This window comes from Leifsonia sp. NPDC058230 (genome assembly GCF_042882245.1).
In the GTDB taxonomy this organism is placed as follows: Bacteria; Actinomycetota; Actinomycetes; order Actinomycetales; family Microbacteriaceae; genus Leifsonia.
This window is the reverse complement of record NZ_JBHVWM010000003.1, coordinates 348,784-363,059: the sequence shown is the minus strand read 5'-3', so window position 1 is coordinate 363,059 and position 14,276 is coordinate 348,784. Positions and strand designations below refer to the sequence as shown.

The 14,276-nt window shown below is 70.1% G+C and carries 13 protein-coding genes, 1 tRNA gene and 1 pseudogene; 5 read left to right on the top strand and 10 right to left on the bottom strand.

From position 1 onward, the window contains the following. Nucleotides 1-6: 6 nt before the first annotated feature. Entirely contained in the window at nucleotides 7-885 is an 879-nt protein-coding gene (locus ACFVV0_RS11605) for a LysR family transcriptional regulator ArgP (protein WP_387062759.1), read from the bottom strand. A gap of 69 nt (nucleotides 886-954) precedes the next feature. Between ACFVV0_RS11605 and ACFVV0_RS11600 the strand changes: the two genes are divergently transcribed. Further along, nucleotides 955-1,572, top strand: a complete 618-nt coding sequence (locus ACFVV0_RS11600; protein ID WP_387062756.1) for a LysE/ArgO family amino acid transporter — start codon at nucleotides 955-957, stop codon at nucleotides 1,570-1,572. Nucleotides 1,573-1,590: 18 nt separating this feature from the next. Here ACFVV0_RS11600 and ACFVV0_RS11595 read toward each other — a convergent pair whose 3' ends face one another. Beyond that, nucleotides 1,591-2,064, bottom strand: coding sequence for an ATP-dependent zinc protease (locus tag ACFVV0_RS11595; RefSeq protein ID WP_387062753.1), 474 nt, complete (start codon nucleotides 2,062-2,064; stop codon nucleotides 1,591-1,593). A 25-nt stretch (nucleotides 2,065-2,089) separates the two neighbouring features. Between ACFVV0_RS11595 and rimK the strand changes: the two genes are divergently transcribed. Continuing rightward, nucleotides 2,090-3,280, top strand: coding sequence for a 30S ribosomal protein S6--L-glutamate ligase (gene rimK, locus ACFVV0_RS11590; protein ID WP_387063554.1), 1,191 nt, complete (start codon nucleotides 2,090-2,092; stop codon nucleotides 3,278-3,280). 3 nt (nucleotides 3,281-3,283) lie between these two features. Here the strand turns inward: rimK and ACFVV0_RS11585 are convergent, their stop codons facing one another. The 3 genes from ACFVV0_RS11585 to ACFVV0_RS11575 form a co-directional block, all read right to left on the bottom strand. Next, nucleotides 3,284-7,072 (bottom strand): SCO7613 C-terminal domain-containing membrane protein, encoded by a 3,789-nt coding sequence (locus ACFVV0_RS11585; protein WP_387062750.1) that lies wholly within the window; start codon nucleotides 7,070-7,072, stop codon nucleotides 3,284-3,286. Nucleotides 7,073-7,183: 111 nt separating this feature from the next. Further along, nucleotides 7,184-8,485, bottom strand: a complete 1,302-nt coding sequence (locus ACFVV0_RS11580) for an MFS transporter (RefSeq protein WP_387062747.1) — start codon at nucleotides 8,483-8,485, stop codon at nucleotides 7,184-7,186. A 95-nt stretch (nucleotides 8,486-8,580) separates the two neighbouring features. Then, nucleotides 8,581-9,447 (bottom strand): SDR family NAD(P)-dependent oxidoreductase, encoded by an 867-nt coding sequence (locus ACFVV0_RS11575; RefSeq protein WP_387062744.1) that lies wholly within the window; start codon nucleotides 9,445-9,447, stop codon nucleotides 8,581-8,583. Between the two features lie 58 nt (nucleotides 9,448-9,505). Between ACFVV0_RS11575 and ACFVV0_RS11570 the strand changes: the two genes are divergently transcribed. Next, nucleotides 9,506-10,159: a TetR/AcrR family transcriptional regulator gene (locus ACFVV0_RS11570; protein WP_387062741.1), complete on the top strand. Its 654-nt coding sequence runs from the start codon at nucleotides 9,506-9,508 to the stop codon at nucleotides 10,157-10,159. Nucleotides 10,160-10,269: 110 nt separating this feature from the next. On the opposite strand, the gene ACFVV0_RS11565 is transcribed toward ACFVV0_RS11570, so the two are convergent. From ACFVV0_RS11565 to galU, 4 genes are all read right to left on the bottom strand, one after another. Further along, a tRNA-Ala gene (locus tag ACFVV0_RS11565) sits at nucleotides 10,270-10,342 on the bottom strand. Nucleotides 10,343-10,392: 50 nt separating this feature from the next. Beyond that, nucleotides 10,393-11,472, bottom strand: a complete 1,080-nt coding sequence (locus ACFVV0_RS11560; RefSeq protein WP_387062739.1) for a hypothetical protein — start codon at nucleotides 11,470-11,472, stop codon at nucleotides 10,393-10,395. 98 nt (nucleotides 11,473-11,570) lie between these two features. Further along, nucleotides 11,571-12,233, bottom strand: coding sequence for a GNAT family N-acetyltransferase (locus ACFVV0_RS11555; protein WP_387062736.1), 663 nt, complete (start codon nucleotides 12,231-12,233; stop codon nucleotides 11,571-11,573). A 37-nt stretch (nucleotides 12,234-12,270) separates the two neighbouring features. Further along, nucleotides 12,271-13,239, bottom strand: a complete 969-nt coding sequence (galU, locus tag ACFVV0_RS11550) for a UTP--glucose-1-phosphate uridylyltransferase GalU (protein ID WP_387062733.1) — start codon at nucleotides 13,237-13,239, stop codon at nucleotides 12,271-12,273. 58 nt (nucleotides 13,240-13,297) lie between these two features. Here galU and ACFVV0_RS11545 point away from each other — a divergent pair, with 58 nt between their 5' ends. Together ACFVV0_RS11545 and ACFVV0_RS11540 are read left to right on the top strand one after the other, a co-directional pair. Next, on the top strand, nucleotides 13,298-13,882 hold the full coding sequence (locus tag ACFVV0_RS11545; RefSeq protein WP_387062730.1) for a 5-formyltetrahydrofolate cyclo-ligase: 585 nt from the start codon (nucleotides 13,298-13,300) through the stop codon (nucleotides 13,880-13,882). Then, nucleotides 13,776-14,066: pseudogene (locus tag ACFVV0_RS11540) on the top strand (FmdB family zinc ribbon protein); the annotation flags it as partial. The gene ACFVV0_RS11545 and the pseudogene ACFVV0_RS11540, both read left to right, overlap by 107 nt. 14 nt (nucleotides 14,067-14,080) lie before the next feature. Here the strand turns inward: ACFVV0_RS11540 and ACFVV0_RS11535 are convergent. Beyond that, nucleotides 14,081-14,236, bottom strand: coding sequence for a hypothetical protein (locus ACFVV0_RS11535; protein WP_387063587.1), 156 nt, complete (start codon nucleotides 14,234-14,236; stop codon nucleotides 14,081-14,083). Nucleotides 14,237-14,276 lie beyond the last annotated feature (40 nt).

The window sequence follows — 14,276 nt, the reverse complement described above, 5'->3', positions numbered from 1 at the left end:
GGTCGGTCAGCGAACCGCCTGTTTCGCGGCCCGTGCCAGGGTCGCCGCGACGGCTGCGAGCGTCGAAGACTCGACCGACCACTGCTGCCAGAAGAGTGGAATGTCCACCGCGCCGGCATCGCGGAGCACCACGAGCCGGCCGTCGGCGAGCAGCGGTTCCGACTGCAGATCGGGCAGCATCCCCCAGCCGAGTCCGAGCTCCGCTGCACGCACGAACTCCGTCGAAGCGGGAACGTAGTGGCGCGGCGGATGCGCATCTGGGGCATGGACGGCGAGATACCGATCCTGGAGCGCATCCTTGCGGTCGAAGACCAGCATCGGCGCCCGTCCCAGTGCCGCCGGCGTCACGCCGTCCGGGAGCCAGCGCTCGACGAACGGGGGCGAGGCGCACGGCCGGTAGCGCATCGACCCGAGGCGGGTGACGACGCAGCCGGGCACGGGCTCCGGATCCGACGTGATCGCGGCCATGACCGTGCCGTCGCGCAGACGGTCGAGCGTATGAGCCTGGTCGTCGAGGGTGATCTCGAAACTCACCTCGGGCAGCGTCGCCAGCGCGGGCAGCGCCCAGGTGGCCAGCGAGTCGGCATTGATCACCAGCGGGATGACGGGACGCGCCTTCGAACCATCGGCCCCGAGCGCTTCGAGGGCCTCGCTCTCGAGCAGCGCGAGCTGCCGGGCCAGCCGGAGCAGGATGCGGCCCGCCTCCGTCGGCTCGATCGGCTTCGTGCGAAGCACGAGCACCCGGCCGGCCTGCTGTTCGAGGCCCTTGATCCGCTGGCTCACGGCCGAGGGCGTGACGCGCAGTGCCTCGGCGGCGCGATCGAAGGTGCCGTGGTCGACGACCGCGGCGAGCGTCCGTAGCTGATCGGCGTCCACATCCATCATTAGGGATGCTAATGCACGGTGAGAAAGTTGAGCTTCATTGATGGAGTGCGCATCCCTAGAGTCGAAGGCGTGACTCCTGCCGCCGCCTTCGCCACCCTGCTCACCGGACTCGGTGCGGGCGCATCCCTGATCGTCGCCATTGGCGCGCAGAACGCGTATGTGCTCCGGCAGGGTCTGCGCCGGGAGCACGTGCTGCCGATCGTGCTGATCTGCATCGTCAGCGACGCGCTCCTCATCGCAGCCGGAGTGGCCGGGATCGGCGCGGTGATCAAGGCTGCTCCCCTCGCCCTCGAGATCGTGCGCTGGGCGGGCTTCGCCTTCCTGCTGCTCTACGCCCTGTTCGCCGCGCGCCGTGCCCTACGCCCGGAGCGGCTGCAGGCGGCGAACGGAGCGGGCGCGACCACCCTCGCGGCCGCGGTCGCCACCTGCCTCGCACTCACCTGGCTCAACCCGCACGTGTATCTCGACACCGTGCTGCTGCTCGGTTCCCTCTCGGCATCGCACGGCGACCCCGGGCGCTGGGTCTTCGGTGCAGGCGCGGTGCTGGCGAGCATCCTGTGGTTCGGGATGCTGGGGTTCGGCGCGCGCTACCTGGCGCCGGTGTTCGCGCGGCCGCTGTCGTGGCGCATCCTCGACGGGGCGATCGCGGTGCTGATGGTCGTGCTGGCCGTGCTCCTGGTCGTGTGAGCGAGCGGGGGCGGAGCGCTACTCGCGTCCACGGTTGCGGCGCCGCACCGTGCGCGGAGCCCGCCCGGCGAGGAAGGACTCGCCGGGATCCACGATGAACCCCTGACGCAGCGCCTCACGGCCGATGAGCATCCGGAACCCCATCTGGTCGCGATTGCTCAGGGTCGTCTCGGCCGTCACCCTGCGCCCGAACAGCTCGAGGTCGAGCAGCACCACGATGCGCTCCTCCGTGTGACCGGACGAGCTGCGCACCGAGCGGCGATCGTGCACAGCGCACTCGACCTCGGTCGCATCCTCCTCGGAACGCTGCCACGGCCGCACCCGGAAACGCACGCGGTCGCCGCCGGCCAGCTCCTCGATGTCGAATGCGTGCAGTGCGGAACTGCGGGCGCCGGTGTCGAGCTTCGCCTTGATCCACGGAACGCCGATTCCCGGGAGGGTCACCCATTCGCGCCAGCCGACGATGGTGCTTGAATGGAGGTCGTCTTTCACCCCACCATCTTGGCAGGAGCACACGATCAAACTCGCCATACTCTCGCGCGCCCCGCAGGCGTACTCGACGCAGCGTCTGCGTGCGGCGGCCCAGCAGCGAGGACACCGGATCAAGGTGCTGGACACGCTCCGCTTCGCGATCGACCTCTCCGGCGACGAGCCCGACCTGCAGTACCGCGGCCGGCTGCTGTCCGACTACGACGCCATCCTGCCCCGCATCGGCAACTCGATCACCTACTTCGGCACCGCCGTCGTGCGGCAGTTCGAGCAGATGGACGTGTACACGCCCAACACCGCGAACGGCATCACCAATTCGCGCGACAAGCTGCGGGCCACGCAGATCCTGTCCCGCCACAACATCGGCATGCCGGCGACCGCGTTCGTGCACAGCCGCGCGGATGTGCGCCTCGCGATCGAGCGCGTCGGCGGCGCACCCGTGGTCATCAAGCTGCTCGAGGGCACCCAGGGCATCGGCGTGATCCTCGCGCCCGAGGTCAAGATCGCCGAGGCGATCATCGAGACGCTGCACTCGACCAAGCAGAATGTGCTCATCCAGAGTTTCATCTCCGAGAGCCGCGGCCGCGACATCCGCGCCCTCGTCGTCGGCGACCGCGTCGTGGCGGCCATGCGGAGGGTGGCGATCGGCGACGAGTTCCGGTCGAACGTGCACCGCGGCGGAACGGTCGAGCCGGTCGAGCTGACGCCGGAGTTCGAGCTGGCCGCCGTGCGGTCCGCGCAGATCATGGGGCTGCGGGTCGCGGGCGTCGACATGCTCGAGGGCAATGACGGCCCGCTCGTCATGGAGGTCAACTCCTCGCCGGGGCTCGAAGGCATCGAACGTGCGACGGGGCTCGATGTCGCCGGCGCGATCATCGACTTCATCGACAACCAGGTCGCCTTCCCCGAGATCGACGTGCGCCAGCGGCTCAGCGTCTCCACCGGCTACGGCGTCGCCGAGCTCGTCGTGCACGCCAACGCCGATCTGGTGGGCAAACGGATGCGCGACTCCGGCCTCGGCGACCGCGATATCACCGTGCTCACCCTGCACCGCGGCACCTCCGTCATCCCGAACCCTCGCGGCGGCGTCGAGCTGGAGGCGGGCGACCGGCTCCTCTGCTTCGGCAAACTGGAGGAGATGCGCTCGATGATCCCCGAGCGACGCCGGCGGAGGGCGAAGGTGCGCAAGCTCCCGAAGGAGCCGATCCCCGAAGGGTGACCGTCAGCGCAGCGCGGAGATACTTGCCACGAGGCTGCGTGCGTTCTGGATGCGTCGCTCGTAGCGGGCCGCGAGCGCGATGAGGATCGCGCCGCCGATGCCGAGCCAGAGCCACCACGGCACGGCCTCGTAGAGCGCGCTGATCCACGGCCACAGCTGGGCGACCGCGTGCCAGAGCAGCACGACGCTGCCGAACACGAACGGCGCCTGCCAGCGCAGCACGAGTCCGGCGATCAGCACCCCGAGTGCCACGACCCCGAGCGCGACGGCCCGCCAGAGCTCGGTCGGACCGTAGTCGGCCAGGAGCGGCGGGATGAGCAGCACCGCGAGCCCAGGCCCGAGCGCCGGCCAGCTGCGCACGTCGCTGCGGCGCATCCGGAACCAGCCGTGCACGAGCATCCCGAGCGCGAGTGGAACGGTGACGAGCTCGAACGGGTCGACCCGGCCGATCGTGAGCGAGCAGATCGCGACGAGCGCGGCCACCGCGTAGCCCGTCCAGCCGACGACGGGCGAGAGCGGAAGCGTGCGCACCGTGAAGCCCAGCACCGCCACGGTGGTCGCGATCGTCACCAGCACGAGCGCGCGCACCTCCCCTCCCGGCGCGATCGTCACCAGTGAGACGAGGCCGCTGAAGCCGACATCCACTGCGAGCGCGGCGACGGCCGCCTGCCCGAGCTGCGGCAGTCGGGCGTCGCGCGCGAGTCGCGCCAGCCCCCACGCGCCGATGGCCAGCACCGCGAACCCGGCCGCCAGCCAGACATCGACCCCCGGGGAGTCGGCGTGCCGCGCCACCGTCGCGATGATGCCGACTGCTCCGGCGAGAGCCGCGGCGGTGCGCTCGGCGACTGCTCGCGCGCCGAGCGGGACGAAGAGTGCGCCGACGACGAGGAGCGCCGAGACGATCCCGACGACCACCGAGCGCACGGTCACCCCGGGGTCGGCGAGCGCGAGCGGCACCAGGGATGCGGTGAGCCCGGCGAGCACGAGGGCGGCGACCCCCAGACGGTACCGCGCCGTCGACGGGCGGAAACTCCAGAGGAGCACGGCGACGACCAGCAGCGCGGCCGAGAGCGGCAGCACGTACGGTTCGAGTGCGCTGACGTCCGACCGCCCGAGCTGCACCCACAGGGCAGCGAGTCCGAGTGCGAGCGACAGCCAGCCCAGGTGGCGGCGCCAGGATGCCGAAGCCAGCAGCCCGTCAACATCGATCGCCGCGACCAGAGCCGCCAGTGCTCCGAAGACGAGGACCAGCGGAAGATTCGCAGCCGAAGCGGCGACCGACGCTCCGACCAGCAGGAGGGCGGCCCCTGCATCCGTCCATCCGCGGCCGATGTCGACGTTCAGCAGAGCCGAGACGAACCCGGCGGCCGCGATGAGCAGCACGACGGCGCCCGGCACGACCGCAGCCAGTACCGGGTCGATCGTGATCCCGATCAGCATCAGGATCCTCACCGCCTCGACGATGGCCACCCACAGAGTCACGGCGGCGAGCACCGCCGCAGCGGTCCGCCCGACGATCACGGTCCGGTTGCCGGATGCGGTGAGCCAGGTCGCGATGGCGGCGACGGCCAGCACTCCGGCGGCGAACGCGACCACATCCGGAAGCTCGATACCCGTTCCGGGCACGGGCGGACGGAACACGAGCTGCCACGCGAATGCGCCCACTCCCGCGACCGCGGCGATGAGGAACCCGAACGAGCGTTCGAGGTCGCTGACGAACCGGCGCGCCGGAACGGCGAAGACGAGGGCGAGTGCAGCCGCGGCCGCGGCCACCCACTCCGCGACACCCTCGACGCCGCTGTCGACGGTGCCGACGGATGCGGGGAACGCCAGATGCACGGCGATCGGTGCGAGGGCGACCGTGACGAGCGCGAAGACCTCTCCGGTGAGGAGGAGGAGCATCCGGGCCTCGGGCACCGATGAGCGGCGGAAGGCGAGGATCACCCCGATCACCCCGACGGATGCCAGTGCCCAGCTCCAGAGTTCGGCATAGGACACGACGTAGGCGAGAGCGGGGAGCAGGATCGCCGCGGTGCGCAGCGGCGCACGCAGCGGGACACCCGCGCCCGCGAACCGTTCCAGCGCCCAGAGTCCGGCGGCGGTGACGACCAGGCTCGCGACGACGATGACGAGCGGCGCTGCGAGGAACGCCACGCCGACGACGACACCGGCGACCGCCACCCACGCTAGGCCGACCGCACGCGGTCCGCGCAGCGTGCGCGCGGCGAACCAGACCACGGCCGCCACGACCACGGCCATCGCCAGTGCGAGCACGGCGGCGATCGATTCGGCCGAGGGAACGGTGAGCGCGGTGAACGGATCGCTCGTCCACGCGGCGCGCCGCGCGGACAGGATGCGCACCAGTGGCTGGGCCGCGACCACCGTCACCGCCACGAGCGCGATGGCCGCGCTCAGCCCGGCTCCGACAGCCGCGCCGGCAGCCGCAGAGCGAGCCCAGACGGATGCCCGGCGAGCGAGAACGTCGCACCCGACCGCCGCGACCGTACCGAGCAGCAGGGGCCACCAGAGGGCTGCGACCGGCGCATCCGCACGCACGCAGACCATCGCGGCTGCCGCCGCGGGAAGCACGGCGACGGCGCCGCACACCGCCACCCCGAAACCGCGGAGAAGCGCTGAGTCCGCGCGCCGGGCGAGAGGGATGCCGTGCGCCAGGCCGACGATCACGAGCGCCCCGAGCGTGACCGCGGGGGCCCACTCCGCGTCGGGCACCGCGAAGATCGCGCTGAGCGCGGCGCCGACGGCGGCAATCGTTCCGATGCCGAGAAGGATGAACCGTTCAGCCGCGAGCGGGGTGGGGTAGCGCATCCGCGTACCGAGATCGTCGGCGAACATCCATGCCACTGCGGCGATGGCGGCGCCGAGGAACCCGGCGTACAGGTCGAGGAACGGCGCGGTGTCGGCCGTCAGACCGGCCGCGAGGAGCCCGGCGCCGATCGGCAGGGTCGAGAACGCGGCGACGCTCGCGACCCGGAGCCGCGACACGCGGAACCAGATCACGAACAGCAGGGACGCCGACAGCAAAGTCGTGCCCCAGTAGACGGTGACCGACCCGCCACCCGCTCCGAAGAGGTCGTTCGCGCGCACCAGCCAGACGTCGAGATAGACGAACGCCACGGCGAGCGCCCCGATGCCCTCCGCCGTCGCCGGAAGCCGCGGGCGGAGCCACGACGCCAGGGCGATCGCGAGCGCGGTGAGCAGGCCGATGACCACGGACCGGAAGATCAGTCCGTTGGCGATGAACGCCACGATCAGGAAGAACACCGCGGCGACCGAGACGAGCACGACGCCGGTGGCGAGCAGGAGCAGCTGAACGCTCGACCGGCGACGCGGATGCGCATCCTGCGCCGGGCCGGCGGCGGGCGGCGTCGGCGGCGTGGTCGGCACGGTCACCACCGGCGTCCGTCGAACCGGCGCCGGCATGGGCGGCTGCGCGGGAACGTCGGCGATCCCGGCCAGCCAGGCGGCTTCACCGGCTTGGACGGCCGCTGCTCGGGCGGCCGTGGCTCGAGCGGACTCCTCCTTCTCGAATCGCAGCCTGCCGATGAGCTCGGCCCGTCTCCCCATCGCGCGGGCGGCGACCTGGGACGTCTCGAGGAGCTGAGCGCTCGTCTCCCCCGCCAGCCGCAGTCCGCAGACCGGGCAGTCGATCCCGGTCAGCGGCGAAAAGCAGGCCGGGCACAGCGTCGCATCGGTCAGGTACCCGGGCCCGGATGGCCAGTCGATCCGTTGCGCAGGGTGCGCGAAAGCACCCTCGTCAGACTCCGTCGTCACAGTCACTCCCCCGTGCGGTTTCGGGTTCCCCCCGGCGACGGAACCCCCGCACTGGCCCGTCGCTGCACCAGTATGTCGTATCGGCGAATCCGCAGGCAGGAGTGGCGCGCTCTACGGCGACTCGGGCCTGTCCGGACCGGTCGGCGCGGCCGGCGCTGTGGGCGCAGCATCCAGGTGCATCGTGTTCGTGTCGGCCGGGTCGTGCTGCCGGCGGCTCGCGTACAGGATCGGCACCCCGACGAGCTCCACCGCAGCCCCGATGACGAGCGACGTGCCGTACCCCCAGAGGTCCGCTGAACGGCCGAGGGCCGGCTGGATGAACACTCCACCGAGACTGCCGAAGAGCGAGTCGAACGACAGGACGGTCGCACGCTGCTTCGACGGGATCATGTCATTGAGGTAGGCCTGACGCACCGGCCCGGCGACCGCGAACACGAAGCCCCACACGATCAGCAGGAGGATCGCGAGCCAGAAGATGCTGTTGAGGCCGAGGAGCACGAGGGCCGCGACGCTGAGGAGCGACGCCCCGATGACGGTCGTGGTGCGCTTGGCGAAGAGCCCGCGGATCTTCGGCGCCAGCAGGCCGCCGGCGACCTGCGCGAGCGAGAGGATGGCCGCGGCCAGACCGGCGATCGAGTACGCGGTCTCGTCCCCGTAGAGTTCGAGCAGGTAGGGCTGCAGAGCGTAGAACGCGTAGATCCCGACGCCGCCCGCGAACGGCGCGGAGAGGATCACGTAACGCACCGACGGCTTCTTGAGCCCGTGCTCGATCGACTGCACCAGCACCTCGCGGGTCGCCTTCAACGGGCCCCGCGAGCGATCCGGGGTGAAGCCCATGTCCTTCATGACGAAGGCGGCATAGACCAGCATGAGCAGGAGTATCCCGGCTCTCAGCAGGAACGGGACCCCGAGGTTCGTCGCCTGGGCGATCACACCGCCGAGCACGGAGCCGGCGAACATCGCGACGCCGGTCACCATGAGTCCCCGGCCGAAAATGGACTCCAGGCTGCCGGTGTAACCGGTCGACGTCAGCGCGTCGACCAGCCACGCCTCCACAGCACCGGAGAAGAAGGTGAAGCCCAGGCCGAGCAGGATGGACACGATCGCCCACCAGACGAAGGGCGCCTGCCACAGCCAGAGCAGCCAGTAGAGCCCCGTGCTGACGGACAGGGTGACCGTGCCCAGCAGATAGGACGCCTTCCTGCCCACGGTGTCGGCGACCACCCCGGTCGGGATCTCGAACAGCACCATGCCCACGGTGAAGAACGCATTGGCGGCGAAGGCCTCGAAGTTCGACAGCCCGGCGTCGAGCAGGAACAGGGTGTTGATGCCCCAGATGAACGACGCCGCCAGGGTGTTGCCGAGCATCAGGATGAGGTAGACGCGCTGGACCCGCCGCGATGCCGGGTTCATGACCCGCGACCGATCGGAACGCCCCGTCGAAGCACACAGCCATCATCGACCCGATCGCCACGGATAGCTAGGACCCGGCTGCAGCGGGCCCCGCGTTATGCGCCGTCGGCGGGGAAGTCGACCGGGTACGGCTCGGCGAAGTCGGCGGAGCGGCTGACCCGCTCCCACGCGCCGGCTTCGTCGAGCTGTCTCCGCGAATAGTCGAGAGCCATCTCGGCCGCGTTCACGCCGAGCAGCAGGTGGGTGGGCGGGTTCGCCCTCTTCACCGTCTGCACGATGATCTCGGCGGCACGATCCGGGTCACCGGCTGGTCCCGCCGGGTTGGTGCGCATGCGTGCGTGCATGGCGCCGACGGTGCTCTCATACGGTTCCGGGATGTCGCCCACGGTCATCGAGGATCCGGCCCAGTCGGTCTTGAACCCGCTCGGCTCGACGACGATCACGCGGACGCCGAACGGCGCAGTCTCGACCGCGAGCACGCGGCTGAAACCGTCGACGGCGAACTTCGCGGCTTGGTAGGAGGCGATCCCCGGGGATCCGCCCACTCGGCCGCCGACGGACGAGAACTGCACGATGGTGCCGCCGCCCTGCCCCCGTAGAACCGGGATCGCCGCCTTCGAGACGTTGTAGACGCCCCAGAAGTTGGTCTCGAACTGGGTGCGGAAGTCGCCTTCGTCCGTTGTCTCGATCGGCGAGACGTTGGAGTAGCCGGCGTTGTTGACGATCACGTCGAGGCGGCCGAAGCGAGCGTTCGCCTCGGCGATCGCGGCGCGCGCCGCCGCCGCATCCGTCACGTCGAGCGCGAAGGGCAGCACGCGGTCGCCGTATTCGGCGACCAGATCGTCGAGCTGCCCGGGTGCGCGAGCCGTGGCGGCGACCCGATCGCCCGCCTCGAGAGCGGCGCGAACGAGGGATCGGCCGAAGCCGCGCGAAGAACCTGTGATGAACCATGTCTGTTGCATGTCTTTAGTACAACACTGTTCTCTTATTTACGCAACCCTGTTGCGCTACACTGGTGGAGTGACCACCACCGACTTCCAGCGGGCCCGCAGTCCCGAGGCGAAACAGCAGCGCGAGGACGCGATCCTCGAGGCCGCGCGCGTCCTCGGTGCGCAGCACGGCATCCGGCGGGTCACCCTCACCGACATCGCCGAGGCCGTGGGCATGCACAAGTCCGCGCTCCTGCGCTACTTCGAGACGCGCGAGCAGATCTTCCTGCGGCTGACAGCGGCCGGCTGGCGGGACTGGTCGCTCGCCGTGCGCGCAGAACTGGCCGCGCTGAGCGAGACCTCCCCGGCCGGGGTCGCCCGCGCGCTGGCCGCCACGCTCGCCGCCCGCCCGATGTTCTGCGACCTGCTTGCTCAGGCGCCGCTGAACCTCGAACGCAACGTCTCCCTGGAGGCGGTGCGCGCCTTCAAGCTCGTGACCCTGGACGAGGTCGGGGCCATCGGCGCCGCCCTCCGAAGCGCGCTCCCCAGGCTGACCGAGCGCGACGCCGTCGACATCATCGCCGCGGCGACCTCTCTCTCCGGAGCGCTCTGGCAGATGGCCACCCCGGGTCCCGCGGTCGAAGCCCTCTACCGCAGCGACCCGCGACTCGCACACGCGGTCGTCGACGTGGAACCCCGCGTCACCCGGATGCTCACCGGCATGATCGCGGGATTCCTCGCCTGAACCGAGACGGTCGGTTCGCCGACCCAGAACGAAGAAGCCCCGCCCCGATCACGGGGCAGGGCTGGAACTTCGGAGCTTGAACCTCCGAGCTGGAAGTTCCGAGCAAAGGGTGGAGCTAAGGAGATTCGAACTCCTGACCTCTTCGATGCGAACGAAGCGCGCTACCAACTGCGCCATAGCCCCTTGTACTGCTGAAAAACCTTATCACCCGCGCCGGGTGGATATCGAATCGATCAGCTGGCCGCGCGGCGACGCCGCAGGACCGCGTCGAGATCGATCGCTCCCTCGCCGAGTCCGTCGACGACCCCCATTGCCGCGTAACGGCTGGGCGCAGAAGCCGGAGCCGTCGCGACCGGCGCCTCGCGCCGCTCGGGCAGTGCCGGCACCGTCGGGATCAGGGGAACGGCCGGGCGCAACGGCGCGATGTCCGGGGCGAGCTCGGCCGCCTTGCGGTCGATCTCTGCGCGGGCGGCGGCGCGGCGCAGCTCGGTGGCCGCATCCATCGATGCCATGGTGCTCGCCGCGATGGTCCCTCGGGAGAGGTGGAGCGGCTTGGGGAGCGGTTGGGGCGTCCACGTCGGGCGCACCGGCTGCTGGCGTGCGGGTGCGACGTGCTCGGCGTGGTCGTAGAGGCTCGGCGCACGCGGGGTCGCGACGACGGGCCGGACGACGGATGCGGTGCGCTGCGGGCGGGCGAGCCGGGCGAGCATCCCGACGGCTCCGACCCCGACCACCGCGCAGGCGGCCAGAAGGAGCCAGGAACCCGTGGCGGCGAGAGAGGCGACCCCGATCCCGCCACCGATGAAGGCGAGAACGAGGACGACCGTGCTGAGCACCCGGGAGCGGCGCAGCCTGCGACGGCGGTGCGGCGAGAGCAATGCGACGGCGGATTCGCTGGCCGCCAGCACGCGCGCTCGCTGAGCGGCGGCCGCCCGAGCCGCGCGCTCGACGTTGATCGCCTGGTTGGCGGCGCGTTCGGCCTCCTCGGCGGCGAGCCTCAGCTCTTCCGCGATCGCCTGCTCGCGGCGGGCTTCTGCAGCCGCTGTCGCTCGAGCCTCGGCGAGCGTCTTCTGCTGCACACGCTTCAGGATGCGCTGCTGCTCGGCGACCGCACGTGCGTTCGCTTCGAGGCGCACCTCCTCCGGAATCTCGCTCGTCTCGGCGAGGATCCGCAGGGTCTGCTGCAGCCGCACGGCGTTCCGTTCGGTCGCGAGATACTCACGCCGGCGCGACCACACGGGGATCAGGTAGGCCAGCCACAGCACAGCCGCGATCGCGACCACCACCCCGCCGCCCATCACATCCCCAGTCATGTCTCTACGGTAGGGGGCGCAGTGTGCGCAGACCGGTCAGTCGGCCGGGTGTGTTCCGACCCTGCGACGATCTTCAGCTCGGGTCGGCCGGCGGGCGGTCAGCGATCGCGGGCGATGGGGATGGGGGTGGCGGCGGCCGCTCTGTCCTCGGCGGTGATGGTCGCCGCGTCCGTCGGAGCCTGGCCGTCGAGCCAACGCCGGAGCACGCCCTGCGTGAGTTCCTCGGTGACGAGGCCGAAGCAGTAGTGGTCGCGCCAGTCGCCGTTGATGTGGATGTAGCGCCGCCGCAGTCCCTCGTACCGGAAGCCGAGCTTCTCGACCACGCGCAGACTGGGCGCGTTCTCCGGCCGGATGCAGATCTCCATGCGGTGCAGGCCCAGCTGGTAGAAGCAGTAGTCGGTGGCGAGCGCGACGGCGGTCGGGGTGATGTTGCGGCCGGCGAACTGCTCCGAGATCCAGTAGCCGATGGTCGCCGACGACAGCGATCCGTACGTGATCGACGACACGTTCAGCTGACCGGCGAGTTCGCCGTCGTACTCCACGATGAAAGGCAGTCCGTGGCCGGCGCGGGCATTGGCGAGCAGCGACCGGATGCTGGAGCGCGTGTCGAAGGACATCGGCGCGTACGGGCTGGTGGCCTCCCACTGACGCAGCCAACTGCGGTTGTCGAGCAGCGAGCGCTCGAGCGGGCGCGCATCCCGGAGCCGGATGGGTCGCAAGGTCACCCTGCCCTCACTCAGAGTGGGAACAACGATCGCCACTGACCTTCCCTTCGTGGTGTCGGCGCTGCGGTGGGCGCTAGTTGTGAGGAATGGTCAGTGAGCCCGTGGGCGTGGCGGTCATCTCTTCGACGATCTCGCGCGAGTCGGGCGTATCGTCGAGGCCCGCGGCGAAGTCCCGCAGCCACGGGCGCAGGTCGGGGCCGAGGTCGGCCCGGTCGACGGCGAGCTGCACGATGGCCTTGATGTAGTCGAGGCGGTCACCGGTGTCGTAGCGGCGGCCGCGGAACACGACACCGTAAACGCCACCGGCGATGCTCTCGTCGGTGGCGAGAGTCTGCAGCGCGTCGGTGAGCTGGATCTCGCCGCCCTTGCCTGGCTCGGTGTGCTCCAGCACGCCGAACACCTCGGGGCGCAGCACGTAGCGGCCGATGATGGCGTAGTTCGAGGGGGCGTTCTCGCGGTCGGGCTTCTCGACGAGGCCGGTGATGCGCACCACATCGTCTTCGCCGGTCGTCTCGACGGCGGCGGCGCCGTAGAGGTGGATCTGGCTGGGGTCGACCTCGAGCAGCGCGACGACGGTCGCATCCTTCTGCTGCTGCACCTCGAGCATCCGGCTGAGCAGCGGGTCGCGGCTGTCGATGATGTCGTCGCCGAGCAGCACCGCGAAGGCCTGGTCTCCCACGTGCATCTTGGCGCGGAGCACGGCGTGGCCGAGACCCATGGGGTCGCCCTGACGCACGTAGTGCATGTCGGCCAGACTCGTCGAGTAATTGACCTTCTCGAGTCGGTCGGTGTCGCCCTTCTTGGCCAGCGACGCCTCGAGCTCGGTCGCGCGATCGAAGTGGTTCTCGAGCGCGTTCTTGTTGCGGCCGGTGATCATGAGCACGTCGTGGAGCCCCGCATCCACGGCCTCTTCGACGACGTACTGGATGGCCGGCTTGTCGACGACCGGGAGCATCTCCTTCGGCATCGCCTTCGTCGCCGGGAGGAATCGGGTGCCCAGACCGGCGGCGGGGATGACGGCCTTCGTTACGCGGTTTGCCATTTGATCAGGTTATCGGCATTTGCCGGACCCTCCCGGCGCAATATCCTAGGATTGCGTCATGGATTCGGATACTGCCGCCCATCGCAAGCGCGCATTGCGAGCCGAACTCCGCGAACGACGACACAACCTCACGAGCACCGAACGCAGCTCCGCGTCGGAGGGACTGACCCGCAATCTGGTCGACCTCGCCACCGACCTCTCGATCCGCTCCGTCGCCGCCTACCTCTCCACCTCGAACGAGCCGGACACCCGACCGTTCCTCAACTGGGCGCACGCGCAGGGTCTGCGCGTGCTGCTGCCGGTCTCCCGCGAAGACGGACTGCTCGACTGGACCACCGGTGACGGCGAGAGCGAGACCGAGGGGCTTTACGGGATGCCCGAGGCCGTGGGCGAGCTGCTCGGCCCGATCGCCATCAACGACGTCGACCTGATCGTCGTTCCCGCTGCCGCCGTCGACCAGACCGGAATGCGGATGGGCTGGGGTCGCGGCTATTTCGACAAGACCATCGGCAGCATGGAAAAATGTCCCCCGGTGTATGCGGTCCTCTACGACGGCGAACTCGTGGACGAAGTGCCGCGCGAACGGCACGACCAGCCCGTGGACGGCGCGGTCACCCCGACCAGGATCGTCCAGTTCTCCTGACGATCCGCGCCATCCGACACCCCTGATCCACCTGGAGCCCGATTTGCCCACCTACTCGTATTCGTGCCGTGACTGCGGAACCGCCTTCGACACCCAGCAGGCGTTCACGGACGACGCGCTCACCGTCTGCCCGACCTGCGGCGGCAGCCTGCGAAAGATGTTCGGGACGGTCGGCGTGACCTTTAACGGATCCGGGTTCTACCGCACCGACTCGCGCGCTGCGAAGACCGGCGGCTCGAAGGAGTCCGGCTCGGGCTCGGGCTCGGGCTCGGGCTCGGATACCGGCTCCGGCGCGAGCAAGCCGAGCACCCCCGCACCGAGCGCGCCCGCCGCCAGCACGTCTTCCTCCTCCACCTCCACTTCCTCCTGATCGTCCTGATCCTCATCGAAAGGA